Origin of the sequence: Bradyrhizobium sp. CCBAU 51745, from assembly GCF_028128715.1 — a bacterium.
Classification (GTDB): Bacteria; Pseudomonadota; Alphaproteobacteria; order Rhizobiales; family Xanthobacteraceae; genus Bradyrhizobium; species Bradyrhizobium manausense.
In genome coordinates this window covers 99,022-118,730 of sequence record NZ_LBJP01000092.1, presented here as the reverse complement: position 1 = coordinate 118,730, position 19,709 = coordinate 99,022, and the positions used below count along the sequence as shown (strand labels likewise).

General features: G+C 64.4%; 11 protein-coding genes. 3 read left to right on the top strand and 8 right to left on the bottom strand.

Features of this window, described 5'->3' with window-relative positions:
* Positions 1 to 49 precede the first annotated feature (49 nt).
* The 6 genes from XH98_RS35095 to XH98_RS35070 all read right to left on the bottom strand — a co-directional run bounded on the left by XH98_RS35095 (position 50) and on the right by XH98_RS35070 (position 6,042).
* Entirely contained in the window at positions 50 to 1,201 is a 1,152-nt protein-coding gene (locus tag XH98_RS35095) for an ABC transporter substrate-binding protein (RefSeq protein ID WP_271598242.1), read from the bottom strand.
* Between the two features lie 70 nt (positions 1,202 to 1,271).
* The gene (locus XH98_RS35090; RefSeq protein ID WP_057742801.1) at positions 1,272 to 1,850 is read right to left on the bottom strand and encodes an alkylhydroperoxidase domain protein; all 579 of its coding nucleotides are present in this window, start codon (positions 1,848 to 1,850) and stop codon (positions 1,272 to 1,274) included.
* A 15-nt stretch (positions 1,851 to 1,865) separates the two neighbouring features.
* On the bottom strand, positions 1,866 to 2,465 hold the full coding sequence (locus tag XH98_RS35085; protein ID WP_271621281.1) for a CMD domain protein: 600 nt from the start codon (positions 2,463 to 2,465) through the stop codon (positions 1,866 to 1,868).
* A gap of 32 nt (positions 2,466 to 2,497) precedes the next feature.
* Entirely contained in the window at positions 2,498 to 3,532 is a 1,035-nt protein-coding gene (locus XH98_RS35080; protein ID WP_271621280.1) for a putative FMN-dependent luciferase-like monooxygenase, read from the bottom strand.
* Between the two features lie 127 nt (positions 3,533 to 3,659).
* Positions 3,660 to 4,454 carry a MetQ/NlpA family ABC transporter substrate-binding protein gene (locus XH98_RS35075; RefSeq protein ID WP_271621279.1) on the bottom strand — a complete coding sequence of 265 codons (795 nt, stop codon included), beginning with the start codon at positions 4,452 to 4,454 and terminating at the stop codon, positions 3,660 to 3,662.
* Positions 4,455 to 4,599: 145 nt separating this feature from the next.
* Positions 4,600 to 6,042: an MATE family efflux transporter gene (locus tag XH98_RS35070; RefSeq protein ID WP_271621278.1), complete on the bottom strand. Its 1,443-nt coding sequence runs from the start codon at positions 6,040 to 6,042 to the stop codon at positions 4,600 to 4,602.
* Positions 6,043 to 6,189: 147 nt separating this feature from the next.
* On the opposite strand from XH98_RS35070, the gene XH98_RS35065 reads away from it, so the two are divergent.
* Entirely contained in the window at positions 6,190 to 6,765 is a 576-nt protein-coding gene (locus XH98_RS35065) for a TetR/AcrR family transcriptional regulator (RefSeq protein WP_271621277.1), read from the top strand.
* A gap of 29 nt (positions 6,766 to 6,794) precedes the next feature.
* Here XH98_RS35065 and XH98_RS35060 read toward each other — a convergent pair whose 3' ends face one another.
* A complete protein-coding gene (locus XH98_RS35060) occupies positions 6,795 to 9,116 on the bottom strand; it encodes a molybdopterin guanine dinucleotide-containing S/N-oxide reductase (protein WP_271621276.1) in 2,322 nt (773 codons plus the stop codon).
* 454 nt (positions 9,117 to 9,570) lie between these two features.
* Here XH98_RS35060 and XH98_RS35055 point away from each other — a divergent pair, with 454 nt between their 5' ends.
* Complete coding sequence (locus XH98_RS35055) at positions 9,571 to 11,370, top strand: peptide ABC transporter substrate-binding protein (protein ID WP_271621275.1); 1,800 nt, start codon at positions 9,571 to 9,573, stop codon at positions 11,368 to 11,370.
* Positions 11,371 to 11,888: 518 nt separating this feature from the next.
* Positions 11,889 to 18,125, top strand: a complete 6,237-nt coding sequence (locus XH98_RS35050) for an AAA family ATPase (protein WP_271621274.1) — start codon at positions 11,889 to 11,891, stop codon at positions 18,123 to 18,125.
* A gap of 20 nt (positions 18,126 to 18,145) precedes the next feature.
* Here XH98_RS35050 and arfA read toward each other — a convergent pair whose 3' ends face one another.
* Positions 18,146 to 19,690, bottom strand: a complete 1,545-nt coding sequence (arfA, locus tag XH98_RS35045; RefSeq protein WP_271621273.1) for an arabinosylfuranosidase ArfA — start codon at positions 19,688 to 19,690, stop codon at positions 18,146 to 18,148.
* Between the last annotated feature and the right edge of the window lie 19 nt (positions 19,691 to 19,709).

The following is a 19,709-nucleotide window of genomic DNA, read 5'->3' as shown; positions in this document are numbered from 1 at the left end:
GTTCCTAATGAAGGGGAGAAAGGCCGGAGCGAGAGCTCCGGCCGTCAGGTCAGGTGGGCTTGCCGTCCCAAAGCGCGAACTTGCCGTTGCGCACGACCAGCTCGGCGTTCATGGCGCCCTTGATGCGACGGGTGGCAACGTCAAAGGTCGCGGTGCCGAAGATCACGCTCGGGACGTCCTTGACCTTGGCGAAGGCATCGCGGATCGCCTTGCGGTCGGTGCCGCCGATCCTGATCACCGCGGCCGCCATGTTCATCGCATCATAGGCGTAGGCGTTGAACGCGTCGGGCTCCTGCCCGTTGTACTTTTTCTTGAAGCCGGCAATGAAGTTCTGCACCTCGGGCCGCTTGTCCTCCGGGAAATAGCGTGTGCCGACATGGACGTCCTCGACGGCGTCGCCGCCGAGCTCCAGGAATTTCGGCGAATAGACGGAGCTGGCGGCGCAGATCACCTGCTTCAGCCCGACCTGACGCGCCTGGCGCGCGATCAGCGCACCATCGGAATAATAGGAGATCAGCACCAAGCCGTCCGGATTGGCATCGCGCACCCGCACCAGCGTGGAGCGGAAATCGCGCTCCTCGGCGATATAGCCTTCGGTGACGACGATCTCCGCGCCATATTCCTTGGCGGCGTTGTTGAAATAGTCGCGGCTGGTGCGGCCCCAATCGGTGTTGAGATGCAGCACCGCAAGCTTCTTCAGGCCGAGACTCTTCACCGCATAGCGCGCCAGCAGCGGCTGCTCGTCGGCCTGGCTGACCGACGTGCTCCACATGAAGTCGCCGCCCTTGGTGAAGTCGGGGTGCGAATTGGTGAAGCCGAACTGCACGAGGCCGCCGCGCTGATAGATCGGCGAGGCCGCCATCGAGGCGGGGCTGGAGAAATCGCCGAGCTCAAGCACGATGCGGGGATCGGACACGAACTTCTGCGCGATCGCCACCGACTGGCGCGGATCGCTCTGGCTATCCTCGAAGGTATAGGCAAGCTTGCGGCCGTTGATGCCGCCGGCGGCCGTGATCTCGTCCAGCGCGAGATCAAAGCCCTGCTTCCATTGCGTGCCATATTGTGCATTCGGCCCCGTCAGCGGGCCGCTGACGCCGAGCAGGATCGGATCGGCGTCCGCGAGGGCTGCGCGCGAGAAGGCGGCGCCCGCCATCATGGCGAGCGAGCCTTTGACCAGGGTTCGGCGATTGATGTTGCTCATGTGCGGCTCCATCCAGTCAGGTGTTGAAAGCTCTAGTCTTACAAACAAGCAGCAAGTCTTGTGCCGGTGACTATTTCGAGGGCTCGCCCAGCGACAGCATCAGCCGGTTGGCCCAGTTGAAGAACGAGGCGCCGTTGATGACGTCGACGATCTCGGCATCGTCGAGGCCCGCACTGCGCAGCTCCCTGATATTGTCGGGGCCGAACGCGATCGGCGTCGACGCCAGCGCCACCGAGGCCTTGACCACGGCGTTCCAGCGTTCGCCGAGATCGGCCTTGACGCCCTCGTCGAGCAGCTTCTGCACGTCGTCACGGCGCTTGGAATAGGTGCTGGCGAAGCGCGCATGCACCGAGGCGCAATAGATGCAGCCATTGTAGCGCGAGGTGGCAGCCGCCGCGAGCTCGCGCTCGGCGCGCGGCAGGCCGTCGGCGACGTTGTAGAAGATGTCCTTGTCGGTCTTGGTGCGAGCTTCCAGCACTTCGGGGTCGCGCACCAGGAGACGAAAATATTCCGACTTGGCGCGGGCGCGGTCGACGAGGCCGGCATAGTGCCGCTCGGTCAGCTCGGCCTCGGGCAGCGGCTCGATCCAGGAGACCCAGCCGAGCTCATCCTGGGTGAAGACATCAGGCGGATTGACGGTGGCGTTCATGATAGCGGCCTCCTCTTATGCGTTCACTGCTGCAAGCGTGCGCAAGCCGCTGACGACGCGCACCTGAAACGACAGGAACGCGACGAGTTGGGAGAAGGTGACGATGCCGGTGGTCGACCAGCCGGCCGCCTGCAGCGCCTTCATGTCGGCGGCCGCCGCATCGCGTGGCCGGAACACCAAAAGATGGGCGTGCTCGAGCGCCGCGACGAGCCGGGGACCGAGCGCGGACTTGCTATCCGCGTCAACGCGATAAATCAGGCCTGCCGTATTCTCGACCGAGAGGGGGCCCGCCGGAAACGAGCCATACGGACCCGAGGTCTTGCCCCGCGCGATCTCGGCGTCGACGGTCTTGACCAGAGCCGCGCCGCCGGCGGTCGCCGCAAGCTTGTCGCGATAGAAGCTGGCAACCGGGGACTCGCCATGGAGCCCGGTCACGAAGGCCGCGATCGCGGCGCGCTCGAGCAGCGAGAATTCGCCGGCGTCGATCGGTTCGAACAGGGAGAGATAGCTCTTCTGCGCGTTCTCGCGCGCTTGCAGGCGCTTGGCGCGGATGGCGTCCAGCGCCGATCCCGGCTTGATCCCGGCGAGCGTGTCGATGATATCAGGCGTACTCATCATGAAGCCTCGTGAAATCCATCAAAGCCCGACTAGCCGGCGAGGGCTACTTCGGGCGCGGTCCTGGTCCAGCCCAGCGCCGGCGCGACCTTGTCGGCCACGAGCTCGATCGAGCGCAGCACGTAGGGGTGCGGCGCATCGACGGAATGGACCTGGAAGACGAGATCGGTGATCCGCTCCAGCGTCGCATCGGTACGTAGCGAGGCGATAACCTCGTCGGCGCCGCCGACATGGGTGTCGAACGCCGCGATCATTTCCTCCAGCGTCTCGCCCGGGGGAAGATGCCCGCTTTTCATGAATTGCGGCAGCGCGCGGCGCAGCCCGATATCGGCAAGACGCATCGCCTCGCGATGATCATCGGCGACGAACACGCTGCGCGAGGCCATGATGCGCGGTTCAGTGCCCGGCGGCAGCGCGGCGAGATAGGCGTCGATGATCGGGTTCTGGATCTCGGCGAGCGTCGCGTTTGGCGCGTCCTTGGCCCGCGGCTGGGTGCGCGACAGCAAGAGGCCGTCGCCGGCCTTGCCGGCGCGGGCCCCGCCCGCGACCGAGAACGTCGCTTGCCAGATGCGCTTGTCTAGTTGCGGCCGCTGCGGGTAGAGCGTGTCGCCGCCCTCGAGCGGCTTGCCGGTCAGCGCCTTGCGGACCACCTCGAGATTGCGCGCAAAGATCTCGTTGCGCTGGGCGCCGTCGAGGCCGAAGGCGGCAAAGGCCGACGGGTTCCCGCCGGTGCCGACCCCGAGCTCGAAGCGGCCGTTGCAGAGCAGATCGAGCACTGCGGCGTCCTCCGCCACCCGCACCGCGCTCTCCAGCGGCAGGGTGACGATGCCGGTGCCGAGGCGGATGCGCGAGGTCTGGGCGGCGACATAGCCGAGGAAGGTGAAGGGCGACGGCAGTCCGCCCTCGCGCTCGTGAAAATGGTGCTGCGCGATCCACGCGGAATCGAGGCCGGCCTTCTCGGCACGTACGATCTGCTCGGCGGCGAAGCGATAGCGCTCGGCCGGCGGGGCCTCATCGAGCAGTCGCGTGAAGAATCCCAGGCGTTTCAGATTTGCAAGACGTTTCATACGACCCCTGTCGGGCGAGGATGGATCCCGATGATGTCGGTTGCCGGCGCTGGAGACAAGCGGGCAAAGCGCAAGGCTGCCCGCCGGGATCGCACCCCAGCGCTAGACCTTTGGCTAAGCAGGCTGCCTACCAGCTCGGCAGCACCGCGCCCTTGAACTTGGTGAGGACGAACTCCTTCACCTCGGGCGTGTGATAGCTGTCGACCAGGATCTTGACCCAGGGCTTGTCCTTGTCGGCGCTGCGCACTGCGATCAGGTTGACGTAGGGACCCTTGGGGTCCTCGCGCAGAATCGGATCCTTGACCGGATCCAGGCCCGCCTGGGTTGCATAATTGGTGTTGATCGCGGCGGCGTCGACATCATCGAGCGCGCGCGGCGCCTGCGCCGCGTCGACCTCGATGAATTTCAGCTTCTTCGGATTCTCGGTGATATCGAGCACGATCGGCTTGAAGCCGACACCGTCCTTCAGCTTGATCACGCCCTTGTCGCGCAACAGCAGCAGGACGCGGCCGCCATTGGTCGGATCGTTGGGGATCGAGACCTTGCCGCCGTCGGGAATGTCAGCGAAGGCCTTGTGCTTCTTGGAATAGACGCCGATCGGGAAGTTCACGGTGAGGCCAACCGCCTCGATCTTGTAGCCGCGATCGGCCTTCTGGTTGTCCAGGTAAGGCTGGTTCTGGAACGAATTGGCCTGGATCTCGCCGGCATCGAGCGCGGCGTTCGGCACCACGTAATCAGAGAACTCGATGAGCTGGATGTCGAGGCCCTGCTTGGCGGCGATCGGCTTTACGGCCTCCAGAATCTGCGCATGAGGACCCGGCGTCACGCCGATCTTGATGGTCTCGGCTGAGCTTGCCGCCGTCCACGCGGCGAGCACGGTAGCGAGGATCAGGGTGGGGCGAAGCGACATCTTGGTCTCCATGACTTATCGATGGGAACCGTATTCGCTTCTCCGCCGGACGAAATCAATGAAATGAATATCCATATTGACCGCCGACGACGGGCAACACTTCTCCGTTCGCCGGCAAATGGGAAATGATCGCAAATTGGGGCTGGTGCAAGCCTTCCTAGGCGCGCGGCTCGGCACGCCAGGTCGACGGCGACAGCATGATCCACACGCAGATCGCAGCGTAGGCGACAAGCGATACCGTGACCATGATGGCAAGCCCTGCCATTCCCACCCCGAAGCTTGCCACCGCGATCCAGCCGCCGCCGGCCGCAATCAGGATGCGCACGACGGAGCCGACGAGTGGACCGAGCGCGCGACCGGTGCCCTGCACCGCGAACGACACGACAAAGCCGAATCCCAGCGCCGCATAGGCCGGCGCGACGATGCGCAGGTAAATCATGCCTTCGTCCGCGACGCCGGCGTCATGGCTGAACAGATGCAACCAGGCTGTCGGAACAATCGCGACCATCAGGCCGATCGAGCCGGTCATGATCATGCCCGCGGCGCCGCTGACCCAGCCGATCCGCTGCGCTCGCGCAATCTGGCCCGCGCCCATGTTGACGCCGACCATGGTCAACGTCGCGGTGCTGAGGCCGAACAGCAGCGGGATCATGATGTAGTCGAGCCGCGAGGCGATGCCGTAGCCGGCAAGCGCCGAGGTGCCGAACAGGCCGACCGCGCCGGTGACGAGGATGACGGTGAGGTTGGTCAGCACGGCATTGAACGCGGTGGGGATGCCGACCTTGAGCATGTCGCCAAAGATCTTCGCGCGCAGCGGCACGACGTGCAGCCGCAGCCCGGAGGAGCCCGAGGACATGTAGCGCAGCAGGAACAGCATCGCCGCGCCGTAATAGAGACCGAAGGCAATGCCTGCGCCGCCGATGCCGAGCCTCGGCACCGGGCCGAAGCCGAAGATCAGCAGCGGCGAGACCGGAATGGTCACGATCGCGCCGATCAACGTCACCAGCGCAGGCACCTTGACGTTGCCGGATCCGCGCAACGCGGCGGCCTGGAGGTTGACGATCCACACAGGAATCGCGCCGGCGAACAGATAGCTGGAATAGGTGACGGCCGCATCGAGCGCACCGTCGCGGCCGCCGAGCGTTCGGAACAGCGCCGGGCCGCCGAAGTGCACGCCAAGCGTGAACACCCCTCCCGCGATGATCGCAAGCACGACGGCGTGGAACAGCGCCGCATCGGCGTCGTCGCGACGGCCCGCGCCGACCGCGCGCGCCAACGACGAGGCGACGCCCGAGCCGAACCCGCCATTCGACATCATGGTCATCAGCATGAAGATCGGGAACACCAGTGCGGCACCCGCCAACGCATCGGTGCCGAGATAGCCGACATAGTAGGCCTCGGCGATATTCACCGCGGTCTGCGCCACCAGCACGGTCACGGTCGGCGCGGCGAGCTTGAGCAGCGTCGGCAGGATCGGCGCGGCAAGAAGCGCGGCACGGCGCTGGTCGGCGGTCGGCGCCACGGTGCGAGGCGCTGCCACGCTGCGCACAGGGGCCTCCAGGGCGGACATAGGCTGCGCCGCGACGTCCTCGACTGACATTGCTGAGATCCTGTTCTGTTCCGGGGCTGCCGCAGCAGCCATTGCATTATGCTCATAATGTATTATTATGATCGTAATGCAATAGAGAACAGCTCACGATCCCGTGGCCGTGTCCTTGGGCGGAGGTCGGGAGGGAGCTGAGGGACCATGCGCTACGATAAGGGACACAAGGACGAGACCCGCCGGCACATCCTCGAGGTCGCCTCGGCGCAGTTCCGCGAGAGCGGGATCGCCGCGGTTGGGCTCGCCGGCATCATGTCGGAGGCCGGCCTGACCAACGGCGCCTTCTACACCCACTTCGCCTCCAAGGAGGAGCTGGTGCGGGAGGTGCTGACCGATGCCCTCACCCGCCGCGAGGAGCGGCACAAGGCCAATCTCGAGAATGGCGTCGCGGTCGAAACCGTGATCCGCGACTATCTCTCGACACGTCACCGCGACCACGCCGGCACGGGCTGCCCGACCGCCGCGCTGGTTGCCGAAATCGCGCGGCACCCCAAGGCAACGCGCGAGGCCTTTACCGGCAAGGTCTCCGACATCGTCGGGCTGATGGCAAAGCAGATCAGGCAAGGCACCCCGGATGAGCGGCGGCGCAAGGCGATCACGATCTATTCGACCATGGTCGGCGCGCTGCAATTGTCGCGCGCCGTCAACGACGGGCAATTGTCGGACGAGATCCTGGAGAATGCGGTGGACGCCGCGCTGGCAATCGCGAACGCGCGCTGACGCGGTCGCACGTCCACCGCCCTGTGTGCCTACACCGGATCGAACGCCCGGATCGGCGGCAGGTTGCCGGTGAACTTCTCCACCTCCACCGTGGTGAGCTGGCCGGTGCAGCCTTGCGCAAAGGACGAGGTGCCGACGTCGCGGGTGAGCACGTTCGGATTGCCGTGCACACAGAGCGGCGCGTCGTCCTCAGGGTCCATCGGGTCGTACCAGGCGCCGGTCGGCAATTGCACGACGCCGGGCGCGATGCCATCGGTGACATGCACCGCGGCGAGGCACGCGCCGCGCGCATTGAACAGGCGGATGACGTCGCCGTCTTTGATGCCGCGCGCATCTGCATCCCGCGGATTCATCCGCGCGACCTCGCGGCCGCGATGCTTTGCGCCCAGCGAATGCCCGCCGAAATCGAGTTGGCTGTGCAGCCGCGTCACCGGCTGGTTGGCGACGAGGAAGCACGGCGCGCCGGGCTTGGGCATATCGCTCTTCTCGAGCCAGACCGGATGGCCGGGACAATCCGCATCGCCATGGCCGGCGATCTTCGCCGAGTAGATCTCGATGCGTCCGCTCGGCGTCGGCAGCGGATGCGCGACCGGATCTTCGCGAAAGCTGCGCAACCTTCCGCCGTCGTCGGGCTGCTGCGGCACGACCAGGCTGCCGCGCTTCCAGAATTCTTCGAAACTCGGGGCCTCAAGCCCGCGCTTGGCGAGCGAGGCGCGGGTCGGCTCGTAGAGATGCTCCAGCCATTGCCGCGAGCTGCGCCCTTCCGTGAAAGGCTCGCGGGCGCCGAGGCGATCGGCGAGATCGGCAAAGATCTCGTAGTCGTCGCGTGCCAGCCCGAACGGCTCGGCGATGCGGTGCATCGCGACCATCAAGGGATCGCTGCTGGAATAGCCGATGTCCTCGCGCTCCAGCGTCATGGTCGAGGGCAGCACGATGTCGGCATGGCGCGCGGTCGCAGTCCAGGCGAGCTCGTGCACGACGAGCGTGTCGACTTTCGCAAAAGCCTTGCGCAGGCGGTTGATGTCCTGGTGGTGATGGAACGGATTGCCGCCGGCCCAATAGACCAGGCGAATGTCTGGATAGGTGCGCGTCTCGCCATTGTAGCGGTAAGTGCTGCCGGGTTTGAGCAGCATGTCGGCGATGCGCGCCACCGGAATGAAATCCCTGACGCCGTTACGCCCCTGCCCGAGCGTCGGCCCCGGCACGTCGTTGACGCGGCGGCCGTAATAGCCGATTGCGCCCAGCGAATAGGCGTAGCCGCCGCCGGGAAGGCCGATCTGGCCGAGCGCTGCCGCCAGCACCATGCCCATCCAGACCGGCTGCTCGCCATGCTCGGCGCGCTGCAGCGAATGCGAGACCGTAATGAGTGCGCGCTTGCCGGCAAGGCGCCGCGCCAGGGTCCGGATCGCGCTCGCGTCGACGCCGCAGATCGCGGCAGCCCATTCGGCATGCTTGGGCTGTCCATCGCTCTCGCCCGTGAGATAGCGCAGGAACACCGGCCAGCCTTCCGTGTAGCGATCGAGGAAAGCCTGGTCATGCAAGCCTTCGCTGACCAGCGTGTGAACCATGCCGAGCATCAGTGCGGTGTCGGTGCCGGGCGTGCATGTCATCCACTCGGCACCGGCCTCGGCCGGCAAATCCTCGCGCAGCGGGCTCATCAGGATGAACTCGCAGCCGCGCTTGCGCGCTGCTTGCATCGCACCGCGTTCGACATGCTTGCTGATCGAGCCGCCGGCCACCATCGAGTTCTTCAGCGCCATGCCGCCGAATGCGAGCACAATCTCGGTCTTTTCGGCGACCTGCTCCCAGGTGACGTTGCGCTTGGTGATGTCCTCATAGCCCGCCAGGATCTGCGGCAGCAGCACGGAGGACGCGCCGGACGAATAGGAATTCACCGAGCGGACATAGCCGCCCATGGCGATGTTGAGGAAGCGATGCACCTGGCTCTGCGCGTGATGGAAGCGGCCCGCGCTCGACCAGCCATAGGAGCCGCCGAACACGGCGCCGGGGCCGCGCGTGTCGCGGATGCGCGCGAGCTCGTCGCCGAGCAGGTCCAGCGCCTTCTCCCAGCTGACGGAGACGAATTCGTCGCGGCCGCGCCTGTCATCGGGCCCGGGCCCACGCTCGAGCCAGCCCTTGCGGATGGCGGGCTGCGCAACACGGGCCTGATGGCGCAGAGCGCCGGGGAAATTGTCGATGATGCCGCTCGGATCGGGGTCGCCGCCATAGGCTCTCACCTCCAGCCCGGCCGCGCCATTGCGTGCGGAAAACACGCCCCAATGCGAGGTGTGCGGCTTGAAGCCATCCGACAAATCGAGGCCGGGGTCGGGGAAGCCAATCGTATCGTCCATCGCGTGGCCCTCAATCGCTGGAAGCGCCGCGCAGGCCGCTCCGGTTGCATCGTTCGCCAATATAGTGAGGCCCGCGCATACAGGGCAACGGAATACCGATGCGCGGAACCGCGCGCATGGCCGCCTCCCGCGGACCGCAGCCCTTTTGAAGCACGCTGCTTCCAACCGCGTCATTGCGAGCGCAGCGAAGCAATCCAGACTGTCGCCGCGGAGGGATTCTGGATTGCTTCGCTGCGCTCGCAATGACGGAGCAAGGGGCACCGGCATCGATCTTCTGGCTGCGTTCGAACTTGGAGATGCGTCTTCTCGTTCTCTGGATGGACACTAACCGCGGTCCTGGCTCGGCATTTCGTCGCACCGCTTTCCACCATTGTCGGCATTGCTGCCCACACAACGATGCAACATGATGGCTCCGCCGGTGACGACTGTTGTTGTGGCAGGTGGAGGTCATCCGATGGACGAAAACGACATCCGCGGGCTCATCGCGGAGGTGAAGCAGGGCACGCTGTCGCGGCGCTCCTTCATCCAGACGATGGCCGCAGCGGGGATCACGGCGCCAATTGCGAGCCAGATCCTGCTCTGGAACGACGTGGCGATGGCTAATGCCACACTGGCCTACAAGCCGACGAAAGCCGGCGGCGGTGGTCCGCTCAGGATGCTGGTCTGGCAGGCGCCCACCTTGCTCAATCCGCATTTCGCGCTGGGCACCAAGGACCAGGTCGCCTCACGCATCTTCTTCGAGCCGCTCGCCGGCTGGGACAAGGAGGGCAATCTCTTCCCCTGTCTTGCCGCCGAGATCCCGACCAAGGCGAATGGCGGGCTGTCGGGTGACGGCACCAGCGTGATCTGGAAGCTGAAGCAGGGCGTGAGATGGCATGACGGCAAGCCCTTCACCGCCGACGACGTCGTCTTCACCTGGACCTATGCCGCCGACCTGGCGACGGCCGCCTACACCACGGGATCCTACAAGGACATCATTGTCGAGAGGATCGACGACCACACCGTCAAGGTGATCTTCAAGGCGCCAACCCCGTTCTGGGCCGATCCCTTCGTCGGCTCGGTGGGCCAGATCCTGCCGAAGCATCATTTCGGCGACTATGCCGGTGCGAAATCGCGCGACGCGCCGGGCAATCTGAAGCCGGTCGGCACCGGTCCCTACAAATTCGTCGAGTTCAAGCCGGGCGATCTGCTCCGGGCCGAACGCAATCCTGATTATCACGTCAAGAACCAGCCTTTTTTCGACACGTTCGAGATCAAGGGCGGCGGAGATGCAGTCTCTGCCGCGCGCGCCGTGCTACAGACCGGCGAATACGATTATGCGTGGAATCTGCTGGTCGAGGACGAGATCCTCAAGCGCATGGAGGCCGGTGGCAAAGGCAAGGTCGAGTACACGACCGCCGGCGGCATCGAGTTCGTCATCCTCAACACCACGGACCCCTGGACCGAGGTTGACGGCGAACGATCCAACGCCAGGACGAAGCACCCGACGCTGTCCGATCCGGCCGTGCGGCGGGCACTCAACCTGCTGATTGACCGCGAAGGAATCCAGAAGTTCATCTACGGCCGCGCCGCCGTCGCAACGGCGAGCTTCGTCAACCAGCCGCCGCAGTTCAAATCGGGCAAGCTGAAATACGAATTCAACATCGAGAAGGCGAACAAGATTCTCGACGAGGCCGGCTGGAAGGCTGGTGCCGACGGCATTCGTACGAGGGACGGCAAGCAACTGAAATACGTGTTCCAGACCTCGATCAACGCGCCACGCCAGAAGGCACAGGCCATCATCAAGCAGGCCTGCCAGAAGGCCGGGATCGAGATCGAACTCAAATCGGTCACGGCGTCGGTGTTCTTCTCCTCGGATGTCGGCAATCCCGACACCTACTCGAAATTCTACTGCGACATGGAAATGTACAATGCGACGCAGCCCCAGCCCGATCCGGAGCGGTTCCTGAACCAGTGCGTCTCCTGGGAAATCGCGAGCAAGGACAACAAATGGCTCGGCCGCAACGTCTCGCGCTGGTCCGACCCGGAGGCCGACAAGGCCTACAAGGCCGCGCAGAACGAGCTCGATCCCGTCAAGCGCGCCGCGCTGCTGATCAAGGTCGATGAGATCTTCTGCGAGGCCAACATCTTCCTGCCGCTGCTCTCACGCTACATCGTCGGCGGCGCCGTCGATGGCCTGATGACTGACATCTCGGGGTGGGACGTCACGACGTGGAATATTGCGAGCTGGTATCGGAACACGAAGGTTTTGTAGGAGCGTAACGAAACCCATCGAAACACGATGGGTTTCGCAAGTGCTCTGCCCTCGTGATCCGGACCTGCGTTTTCAGCTGGTCCGAGAGCTCGGCCGGCACGAACATCTAACCAATTGAAAGAACTGAATTGTCGCTTCAGCCCAGCACCGACGCTCGTTCTCTCCTCTAGGTTGCGATGTCACCCGCAGGAGACCTCTGTTACATGCCGACGTGCTCGAATGGACTTTGCGAAGTCTCGTCGGCCGTCCGTTGACGAGATTGAGGCAAATGATACGATTTAACGGTGCCCGGCCTCGCCGATCGGACCGGGTACCGGAATGACGGCGTGAGGGGCCAGCCTTATCGTGCCAAGCGTTGCACGTGCGTCCTGCCCTTCATGCGTCCCGCACGCGGAAACTAAAGCAACGATAACGGCGCGCGTTGCCGCATCGGAGCGGTCTTGCGGAGGATGAGGTGGGGGACCGGGCGAGCCTGTTACGGTTCGGACCTGAACCCGGCGACGGCACGGTCTACGGATATGAATCTCTCATCGTTTATGGGCACCGGCTGGGCCCACGGTCCGCAGGTTCTCTGCGACGAAGACGGGATTCTGCTGTGCCGCACCTCCCGCGAACGCATGGACGGTGACCGGCAGGTCGTGCTGGCCGTCGTTCCGGCCGCGGAACATCCAAGCCCGCAAAGCCTCGACCGGCTGGCTCACGAATTTGCGCTGAGGGACGAACTGGATGGTGCCTGGGCGGCGAAGCCGCTCGAGCTGCTGCAGGATCACGGCCGCACCATTCTCATCCTCGAGGATCGCGGCGGCGAACCGCTGACTTGGCTGACGGACGCACCCATGGAGACGGGCAGCTTCCTGCGTCTCGCGATCCAGATCGCCGCCGCGCTGGGCAAGGTCCATCAACAGGGCCTGGTGCACAAGGATATCAAACCGGCAAATATCCTGGTGAGCCGCAACAATGGCGGCGTGCATCTCACCGGCTTCGGATTCGCAACACGCCGCCCCCGCGAACGGCTGTCCGCGGCAGCGCACGAGCAGATCGCCGGTACGCTCGCTTACATCTCTCCCGAGCAGACGGGACGCATGAACCGCTCGATCGACTCGCGGAGTGATCTCTACTCGCTCGGCGTCACGCTCTACCAGATGGTCACCGGCTCGCTGCCATTCGCCGCTGATGATCCGATGGAATGGGTGCATTGTCACGTCGCAAGGGAGCCCGATGCGCCGGCCAAGCGATGCAGCAACGTGCCCGGCACGGTGTCCAGGCTGATCATGAAGCTGCTCTCCAAGATGGCGGAAGAGCGCTACCAGACCGCCGGCGGCGCCGAGCGGGATCTGCAACGCTGCCTCGCAGAATGGGAGCTTCGGCGTTCCATCGACGACTTCCCGCTGGGCCAGCACGACACGCCGGACCGACTTCTCGTACCCGAGAAGCTGTACGGAAGGACATCCGAGTGCGAGACGTTGTTCGCCTCGTTCGAACGCATTGCCAAGAGCGGCGCGCCGGAGCTTGCGCTGATCGCCGGATATTCCGGCATCGGCAAGTCATCTGTCGTCAACGAGCTGCACAAGGTGCTGGTGCCGTCGCACGGCCTGTTTGCGTCAGGCAAATTCGACCAGCACAAACGCGACATCCCCTACGCCACGCTCGCCAAGGCATTCCAGGGCCTCGTCCGTCCTCTTCTCGGCAAACGCGACGCCGAGCTGAGCGAGTGGCGCCAGGCCCTGCTCGGCGCGCTTGGTCCAAACGGACAGCTCGTCGTGGACCTGGTTCCGGAGCTGAAGGCCGTCATCGGCGAGCAGCCGCCTGTCACCGAGCTGCCGCTCCAGCACGCGCAAAGCCGCTTTCACCGCGTGATCGAACAGTTCATCGGCGTGTTTGCGCGGGCCGAACATCCCCTGGTGCTGTTCCTCGATGATTTGCAATGGCTTGATATGGCGACGTTCGAGCTGCTCGAGGACATCCTGACGCGGTCAGAGCTGAAGCACCTGATGCTGATCGGTGCTTACCGGGACAACGAGGTGGATTCCGCTCATCCCGTCATGCGCATGCGCGAGGCCATCAAGGCGCGCGGGCGAGGGGTGGTGGAGATCAAGCTCGCGCCGCTCGGTCGCAGGCACCTCGGCCAGTTGCTGGCGGACACGCTCCGTTGCGAGCCGAGTCACGCTGCGCCGCTGATCCAGCTCGTGCACGAGAAGACCGCAGGCAATCCGTTCTTCGCCATCCAGTTCATGTTCTCGCTGGTCGACGAAGGCCTGCTTGCGTTCGACCATGATGCCGTGCGCTGGGCCTGGGACCTCGAGCGGATTCACGCCAAGCGATACACCGACAACGTCATCGACCTCATGCTGGGGAAGCTCACCCGGCTGCCCCTGGCGACACGCACGGCTCTGCAGCAGATGGCCTGCCTCGGAAATGTCGCCGAGGTGGCAGTGCTTTCGATCGTGCTCGACGCCTCCGATGATCAGGTCAACGCCGATCTGTGGCCTGCCGTTCGCCAGGAATTCGTCGAGCCGCAAGCTGGCGCCTATCGCTTCGTCCACGACCGGTTTCAGGAGGCGGCCTATGCACTGATTCCGGAGCAAGGACGGGCCGCGGCGCATCTGCGCATCGGCCGCTTGTTCGCAGCGAGAGCCGCGCCTGAAACGATCGAAGAACACGTCTTCGAGATCGTCAGCCAACTCAACCGCGGCGCAGCCTTGATCACGGCACCGGAGGAGCGCGTCAGGCTGGCGGAGCTCAATCTGCTCGCCGGTCGCCGCGCCAAGGCCGCAACGGCCTTCGCCATGGCGCACGCTCACTTCGCGGCCGGCGAAGCCATGCTGCCCGGGGATCGCTGGGAGCAACATTACACGCTCAGCTTCGCGCTGGCGCTGCAGCGCGCCGAATGCGAATTCCTCGCAGGCGACCACGCGACGGCGAACACGCGCCTCGCCGAATTGGCGGAACGAGCGGCCACCCTGCCCGATCTCGCGGCGGTCACCCGGCTGCGGATGGAGCCCAGCGATCGCAACGTCGAGACCGCGCTCGACTATCTGCGGCGCGTCGGCATCGACTGGTCCGCGCATCCAACGCCGGATGAAGTCCAGCGAGAATATCAGCGGATGTGGCAGGCGATCGGCGACCGTCCGATCGAGGCCCTGCTCGATCTGCCGCAGATGACTGATCCGGTCGCGCGCGGAACGATGGATGTCCTTACGGTGCTGGTTTCGCCGGCCTGGTACATCGATGAGGGCTTGCGACGCCTGATCATCGGACGCATGGCCAATCTCAGCTTGCAATACGGCAACTCCGATGCCTCGTGTCTCGCCTACATCGTGCTCGCCACCGTGCTCGGTCCCGACTTTGGCGACTACGCTGCCGGCTATCGCTTTGCCCAGCTCGGCCTCGATCTGGTCGAGACGCACGGACTGGACCGGTTCAAAGCCCGCGTCTATCTCGGCTTCGGCAGCTGGACGCGAGATGTGAGGACAGGACGCCCGTGGCTGAAGCGCGCCTTCGACGCTGCGCAGCAAGTCGGCGACGTGAACTATGCGAGCTTCACCCGCCATCATCACCTGACGCACCTTCTCGCTTGCGGCGATCCGCTTGCCGAAGTGCAGCTGGAGGCCGAAGCGGGGTTCGATTACGCACGCCGGGCGCACGTCGATCTTGCAGCGGATCGAATTATTGGGCAGTTGCAGCTCATCCGGTCGCTGCGCGGCCTCACCGCGAAATTCGGTAGCTTCGATGACGCCGGCTTCAACGAGGCGCAGTTTGAACGTCGTCTCGAGACCGAGCCATACCTGGAGCAGGCCGGATTCTGGTACTGGACCCGCAAGCTGCAGGCACGCGTGCTTGCCAACGATCCCACCGCCATCGCTGCCGCAGCAAAGGCCGACAAGCTCTTGTGGACCTCGAAAGCCCTGTTCGATCGGGTTGACTTTCACTTCTATGCGGCCTTGGCCGAGGCCGCGTGTTGCGAGGTCGCCATCCCAGCCGAACGAGCCCGGCATCACGACGCTCTGACCCGCCACCACCGCGAGCTTCAGCAATTGGACGAGATCAGCCCGGAAGACTTCGCCGACCGGGCCGCTCTCATCTCGGCTGAAATCGCCCGCATCGAAGGTCGCGAGGTCGATGCGATGCGATACTACGACCGGGCGATCGCCGAGGCGCATGCAAACGGCTTTCCTCACAATGAAGCCATCGCAAACGAGCTCGCCGGACGATTCTACACGACGCGCGGCTTCGACAAGATCGCCAATGCCTATCTACGCGATGCCCACTACGGATTTATCCGCTGGGGAGCCGAGCCAAAGGTCAGGCAGCTCGAACACCTCTATCCGCGCCTCCACGTCGCCGAAGATACCAGCTCCGGCAGCCGGCCGACCATCCAGCAGATGGACGTTACCACCGTGGTGAAGGCGTCTCAGGCCGTCTCAAGTGAAATCGAGCTGCCGAAGCTGATCGAGACACTGATGAAGATCGTTCTGCAGAACGCTGGTGCCGACCGCGGCCTGCTGATCCTGTCGCGGCACGACGACTTCCTTATCGAGGCGGAGGGTCAATCCAGGGGCGACGTGTTCACGGTCGCGATGCGTCAAACCTCGCTCTCGACACCGGATTGTCCGGAGGCCCTGCTGCGCTACGTCATTCGCGCGCAAAAGCCTCTCATCGTCGACGACGCAACGCGGCCCGATCCGCTCTACGGTGACGACTATGTGCGTCGCCGACACCCGAGATCCATGCTCTGCCTGCCATTGCTGAAACAAGCCAAGCTGATCGGCTTGCTGTATCTGGAGAACACGTTGACGACGCACGCCTTCACGCCGGATCGGGTGGCGGTGCTGGACCTGTTGGCGGCACAGGCCGCGATCTCTCTGGAGAACACGCTGCTCTATCGCGATCTTCAGGAGCGCGAGGCGCGCATCCGCCGGCTCGTCGATTCCAATATTATCGGCATCCTGTTCTGGGAGGGCAGCGGCGACATCAGCTACGCCAACGACGCCTTCCTGAACATGACCGGATATTCCAGGCAGGACCTGGTCTCGAAGGCCATCCGCTGGAACGATATGACCCCGGCGGAATATCGCGACGAAGACACGCAGCGGGTCGAACAGCTCAGGACATCGGGGCAGACCGCCTCGCGGGAGAAGGAGTTCATCAGGAAAGACGGCAGCCGCGTTCCTGTCCTGATCGGGTCCGCCTCGCTGGCCGGGTCGTCCGATCAGTGCGTCTCGTTCGTGCTCGACCTCACCGCGCGAAAGCAGGCCGAGGAAAAATACCGCCTGCTCATGGAGCAGGCGCATGACGCAATCCTGGTGCTTGACCAAAGCGGCCTTGTGATCGAGGCAAACCGCACTGCCGGTGTGATGCTGGGACGGCCGCGGGAGCAGATCATCGGCCTGCCGTTCCGATCCATGCTCGTTGCTGCCGACCCAACCGAGGTCGCCAGATTGCTGGCGCCGGATTCGACGAGTCTGCTGCAGCTTCGCCTGGGCGGCGCCGACGACAAGGGCCTCGATGTCGAAATGTCTGCCGCTCACGTCTCGACGGGCGGCCAGGAGCTGATCATCGTGATCGGACGCGACATCAGCCAGCGGCTGCGCCTCGAGCAGCAGTTGCGCCAGGCGCAGAAGATGGACGCCGTCGGCCAGCTCACCGGGGGCGTCGCCCATGACTTCAACAACATCCTGACGGTGATCACCGGAACCATCCAGATCCTGATCGACGATCTTGCGGATCGGCCTGACCTCGTCGCCATTGCACATATGATCGACGACGCCGCCACGCGCGGCGCCGATCTGACGATGCAGCTCCTCGCCTTCGCGCGCAGGCAGCCGCTGCAACCCCGCAACGTCGACGTCAACAATCTCATTGTCGATACCGCAAAGCTGCTGCGGCCAACGCTGGGCGAGCACATCGAGGTCGGCTCCACGCTGCAGACCGATTGCTGGCATGCGCTGATCGACCCGGGCCAGCTCTCGACTGCCCTGATCAACCTCGCCGTCAATGCCCGCGACGCGATGGCGGGCGGAGGCAAGATCTCGTTCGGCACCGCGAATGTGAGCTTTGGCCCCGACAATCCAGGACCGGACAATGCGCTCGGCGACTTCGTCCTGGTGACGGTGAGCGACACCGGCTCGGGGATTCCGCTGACAATCCGGGACAAGATCTTCGAACCGTTCTTCACGACCAAGGAGCTTGGCAAAGGAACAGGCCTCGGCTTGAGCATGGTGTATGGCTTCATCAAGCAGTCCGGCGGACATATTCGAATCGACAGCGAAGAAGGATCAGGGACGACCTTCAGCCTGTACCTGCCGCGCTCGACCCAGGCCGCAGCCTCCACACGCGTAGTGACGAAGGGCGAGCTGCAACGCGGCAGGGAAACCATCCTCCTGGTCGAGGACGACGAACTGGTCCGCAACTATGTCGAAGCGCAGCTGAAGAGCTTCGGCTATCGCACGATCGCGGCCCCCAATGGTCCGGAGGCCCTCGCTCTCGTCGACCTGGGCACGGCGTTCGATCTGCTCTTTACCGATGTCGTCATGCCCGGCGGCATGAGCGGCCGCCAACTTGCCGATGCCGTGCTCCAGCGGCGTCCCGGCGTGCCCGTGCTCTATATGTCGGGCTATCCGGAAGCCGCCATGATGCATGACGGTCGGCTCGACCCTGATATCACCCTGCTGAGCAAGCCGTACCGGCCGGCGGATCTGGCACGTGCCATTCGCCAGGTCCTGGAGTCGCGCGGAGGTCCGGGCGTCGCGCAATAGGCAGTGTCCGCTTGCCAACCTCAGCCCGCCGACAGATGAACCACGTTCCATGACGCCGGCGCGAGCACCGCACGCAACTGCGCGCCAACGATGCTCACGCCCTGCAACGGCTGAGGCTTCACACGCGCCGGCGCGTCCCTGGTGTTCGTCGCCTGAAGATCGTCGTGACGCAATTGAAAGGCATCAGCCACGGCGAGCCGGCCGAAATTCCGTGCATCGATGCTAACCTCGATCTCCTGGTTGAGGTCGCGGTTGAGCATGAACAGCGAAACAGTCCCGGCCTCTCCCGCGACGGCAGCCATCTTGAGGTACGGCACATTGGCGATCGGAAAGGTCAGCTCCAGAGGTCCCCGGGGATCGTAGTAGGTGGTGTCGTAGGCGTCCGACTCGACCTGGATGCGTAGCACCTTGCCGCGACCGAAGCGGCTCATGTGCGCGAACGGGAAGAAGATGGTCTGGCGCCACGCGGCTCCGCCGGTCTCGGTCATGATCGGCGCGATGGCATTGACGAGCTGCGCCAGGCAGGCCGCTTTCACCCGATCGGCATGGTTGAGCAGCGAGATGCAGGCGCCGCCGAAAACCAGCGCGTCCTCCATCGTATAGATCTCCTCGAGAATCGGCGGCGCCACGGGCCAGCCTTCCTTGACCCGATCGGCCCGGTTGCGGCGGGTTCGATACCAGACGTTCCATTCGTCGAAATTCAACATCAGGCGCTTGTCGGATCGACGTCGCGCCGCCGCGGCATCCGCCAATGCGACGACCTCGTCGATGAAGCGGTCCATCAGGTCGGGGCTGGCGAGAAAGGCTGCGCTGTCTCGCCGATAGTTGTTGAGATACGTATGCAGCGAAACGTAGTCGACATGATCGAAGGTTTGATCGAGCACCGTGTCTTCCCAGGTGCCGAACGTCGGCATGCTGCGCCCGCAAGAGCCGCAGACCGCGAGTTCGATCTTCGGGTCCACCCACCGCATCATCTTGGCAGCTTCGAGCGCCACCGGCCCGTAGGCGGCCGCGCTCTTGTGTCCAATCTGCCAAGGGCCGTCCATCTCGTTGCCGAGGCACCAGAACCTGACACCGTGCGGCTTCTCCCAGCCGTGAGAGCGGCGCAGATCCGACCAGGCCGATCCGCCCGGGTGATTGCAGTATTCCACAAGGTTGGCCGCGGCCTCGCCGCCCCTCGTGCCGAGATTGACCGCCAGCATCGGCTCGACATCGGCAGCCTTGCACCAATCCATGAATTCATTCGTGCCGAAGCTGTTGGGCTCGGTGCTGAACCATGCGAGGTCGAGCCGCACCGGCCGCTTCTCCGCTGGGCCGACCCCGTCTTCCCAATTGTAGCCGGAGACGAAATTGCCGCCGGGATATCGGATGATCGTCGGGCCAAGCTCCTTCACCAGAGCGAGCACGTCGCCGCGAAATCCCCTGTCGTCTGCTGTCGGATGGCCCGGCTCGTAGATGCCGCCATAGACGCACCGTCCGAGATGTTCGACGAAGGCCCCGAACAAGCGAGGATCGGTGTGAGCGATGGCAAAATCCCGATCCATCAGAACTCTAGCTTTTCTCATACCCTGCCTTCGAATGTCC

What these genes read in the sequence shown, in the direction of transcription:
- arfA (WP_271621273.1), bottom strand. Translation starts at nt 19,690, where the DNA reads ATGAGAAAAGCTAGAGTTCTGATGGATCGGGATTTTGCCATCGCTCAC.
- XH98_RS35050 (WP_271621274.1), top strand. Translation starts at nt 11,889, where the DNA reads ATGAATCTCTCATCGTTTATGGGCACCGGCTGGGCCCACGGTCCGCAG.
- XH98_RS35055 (WP_271621275.1), top strand. Translation starts at nt 9,571, where the DNA reads ATGGACGAAAACGACATCCGCGGGCTCATCGCGGAGGTGAAGCAGGGC.
- XH98_RS35085 (WP_271621281.1), bottom strand. Translation starts at nt 2,465, where the DNA reads ATGAGTACGCCTGATATCATCGACACGCTCGCCGGGATCAAGCCGGGA.
- XH98_RS35060 (WP_271621276.1), bottom strand. Translation starts at nt 9,116, where the DNA reads ATGGACGATACGATTGGCTTCCCCGACCCCGGCCTCGATTTGTCGGAT.
- XH98_RS35075 (WP_271621279.1), bottom strand. Translation starts at nt 4,454, where the DNA reads ATGGAGACCAAGATGTCGCTTCGCCCCACCCTGATCCTCGCTACCGTG.
- XH98_RS35090 (WP_057742801.1), bottom strand. Translation starts at nt 1,850, where the DNA reads ATGAACGCCACCGTCAATCCGCCTGATGTCTTCACCCAGGATGAGCTC.
- XH98_RS35095 (WP_271598242.1), bottom strand. Translation starts at nt 1,201, where the DNA reads ATGAGCAACATCAATCGCCGAACCCTGGTCAAAGGCTCGCTCGCCATG.
- XH98_RS35080 (WP_271621280.1), bottom strand. Translation starts at nt 3,532, where the DNA reads ATGAAACGTCTTGCAAATCTGAAACGCCTGGGATTCTTCACGCGACTG.
- XH98_RS35070 (WP_271621278.1), bottom strand. Translation starts at nt 6,042, where the DNA reads ATGTCAGTCGAGGACGTCGCGGCGCAGCCTATGTCCGCCCTGGAGGCC.
- XH98_RS35065 (WP_271621277.1), top strand. Translation starts at nt 6,190, where the DNA reads ATGCGCTACGATAAGGGACACAAGGACGAGACCCGCCGGCACATCCTC.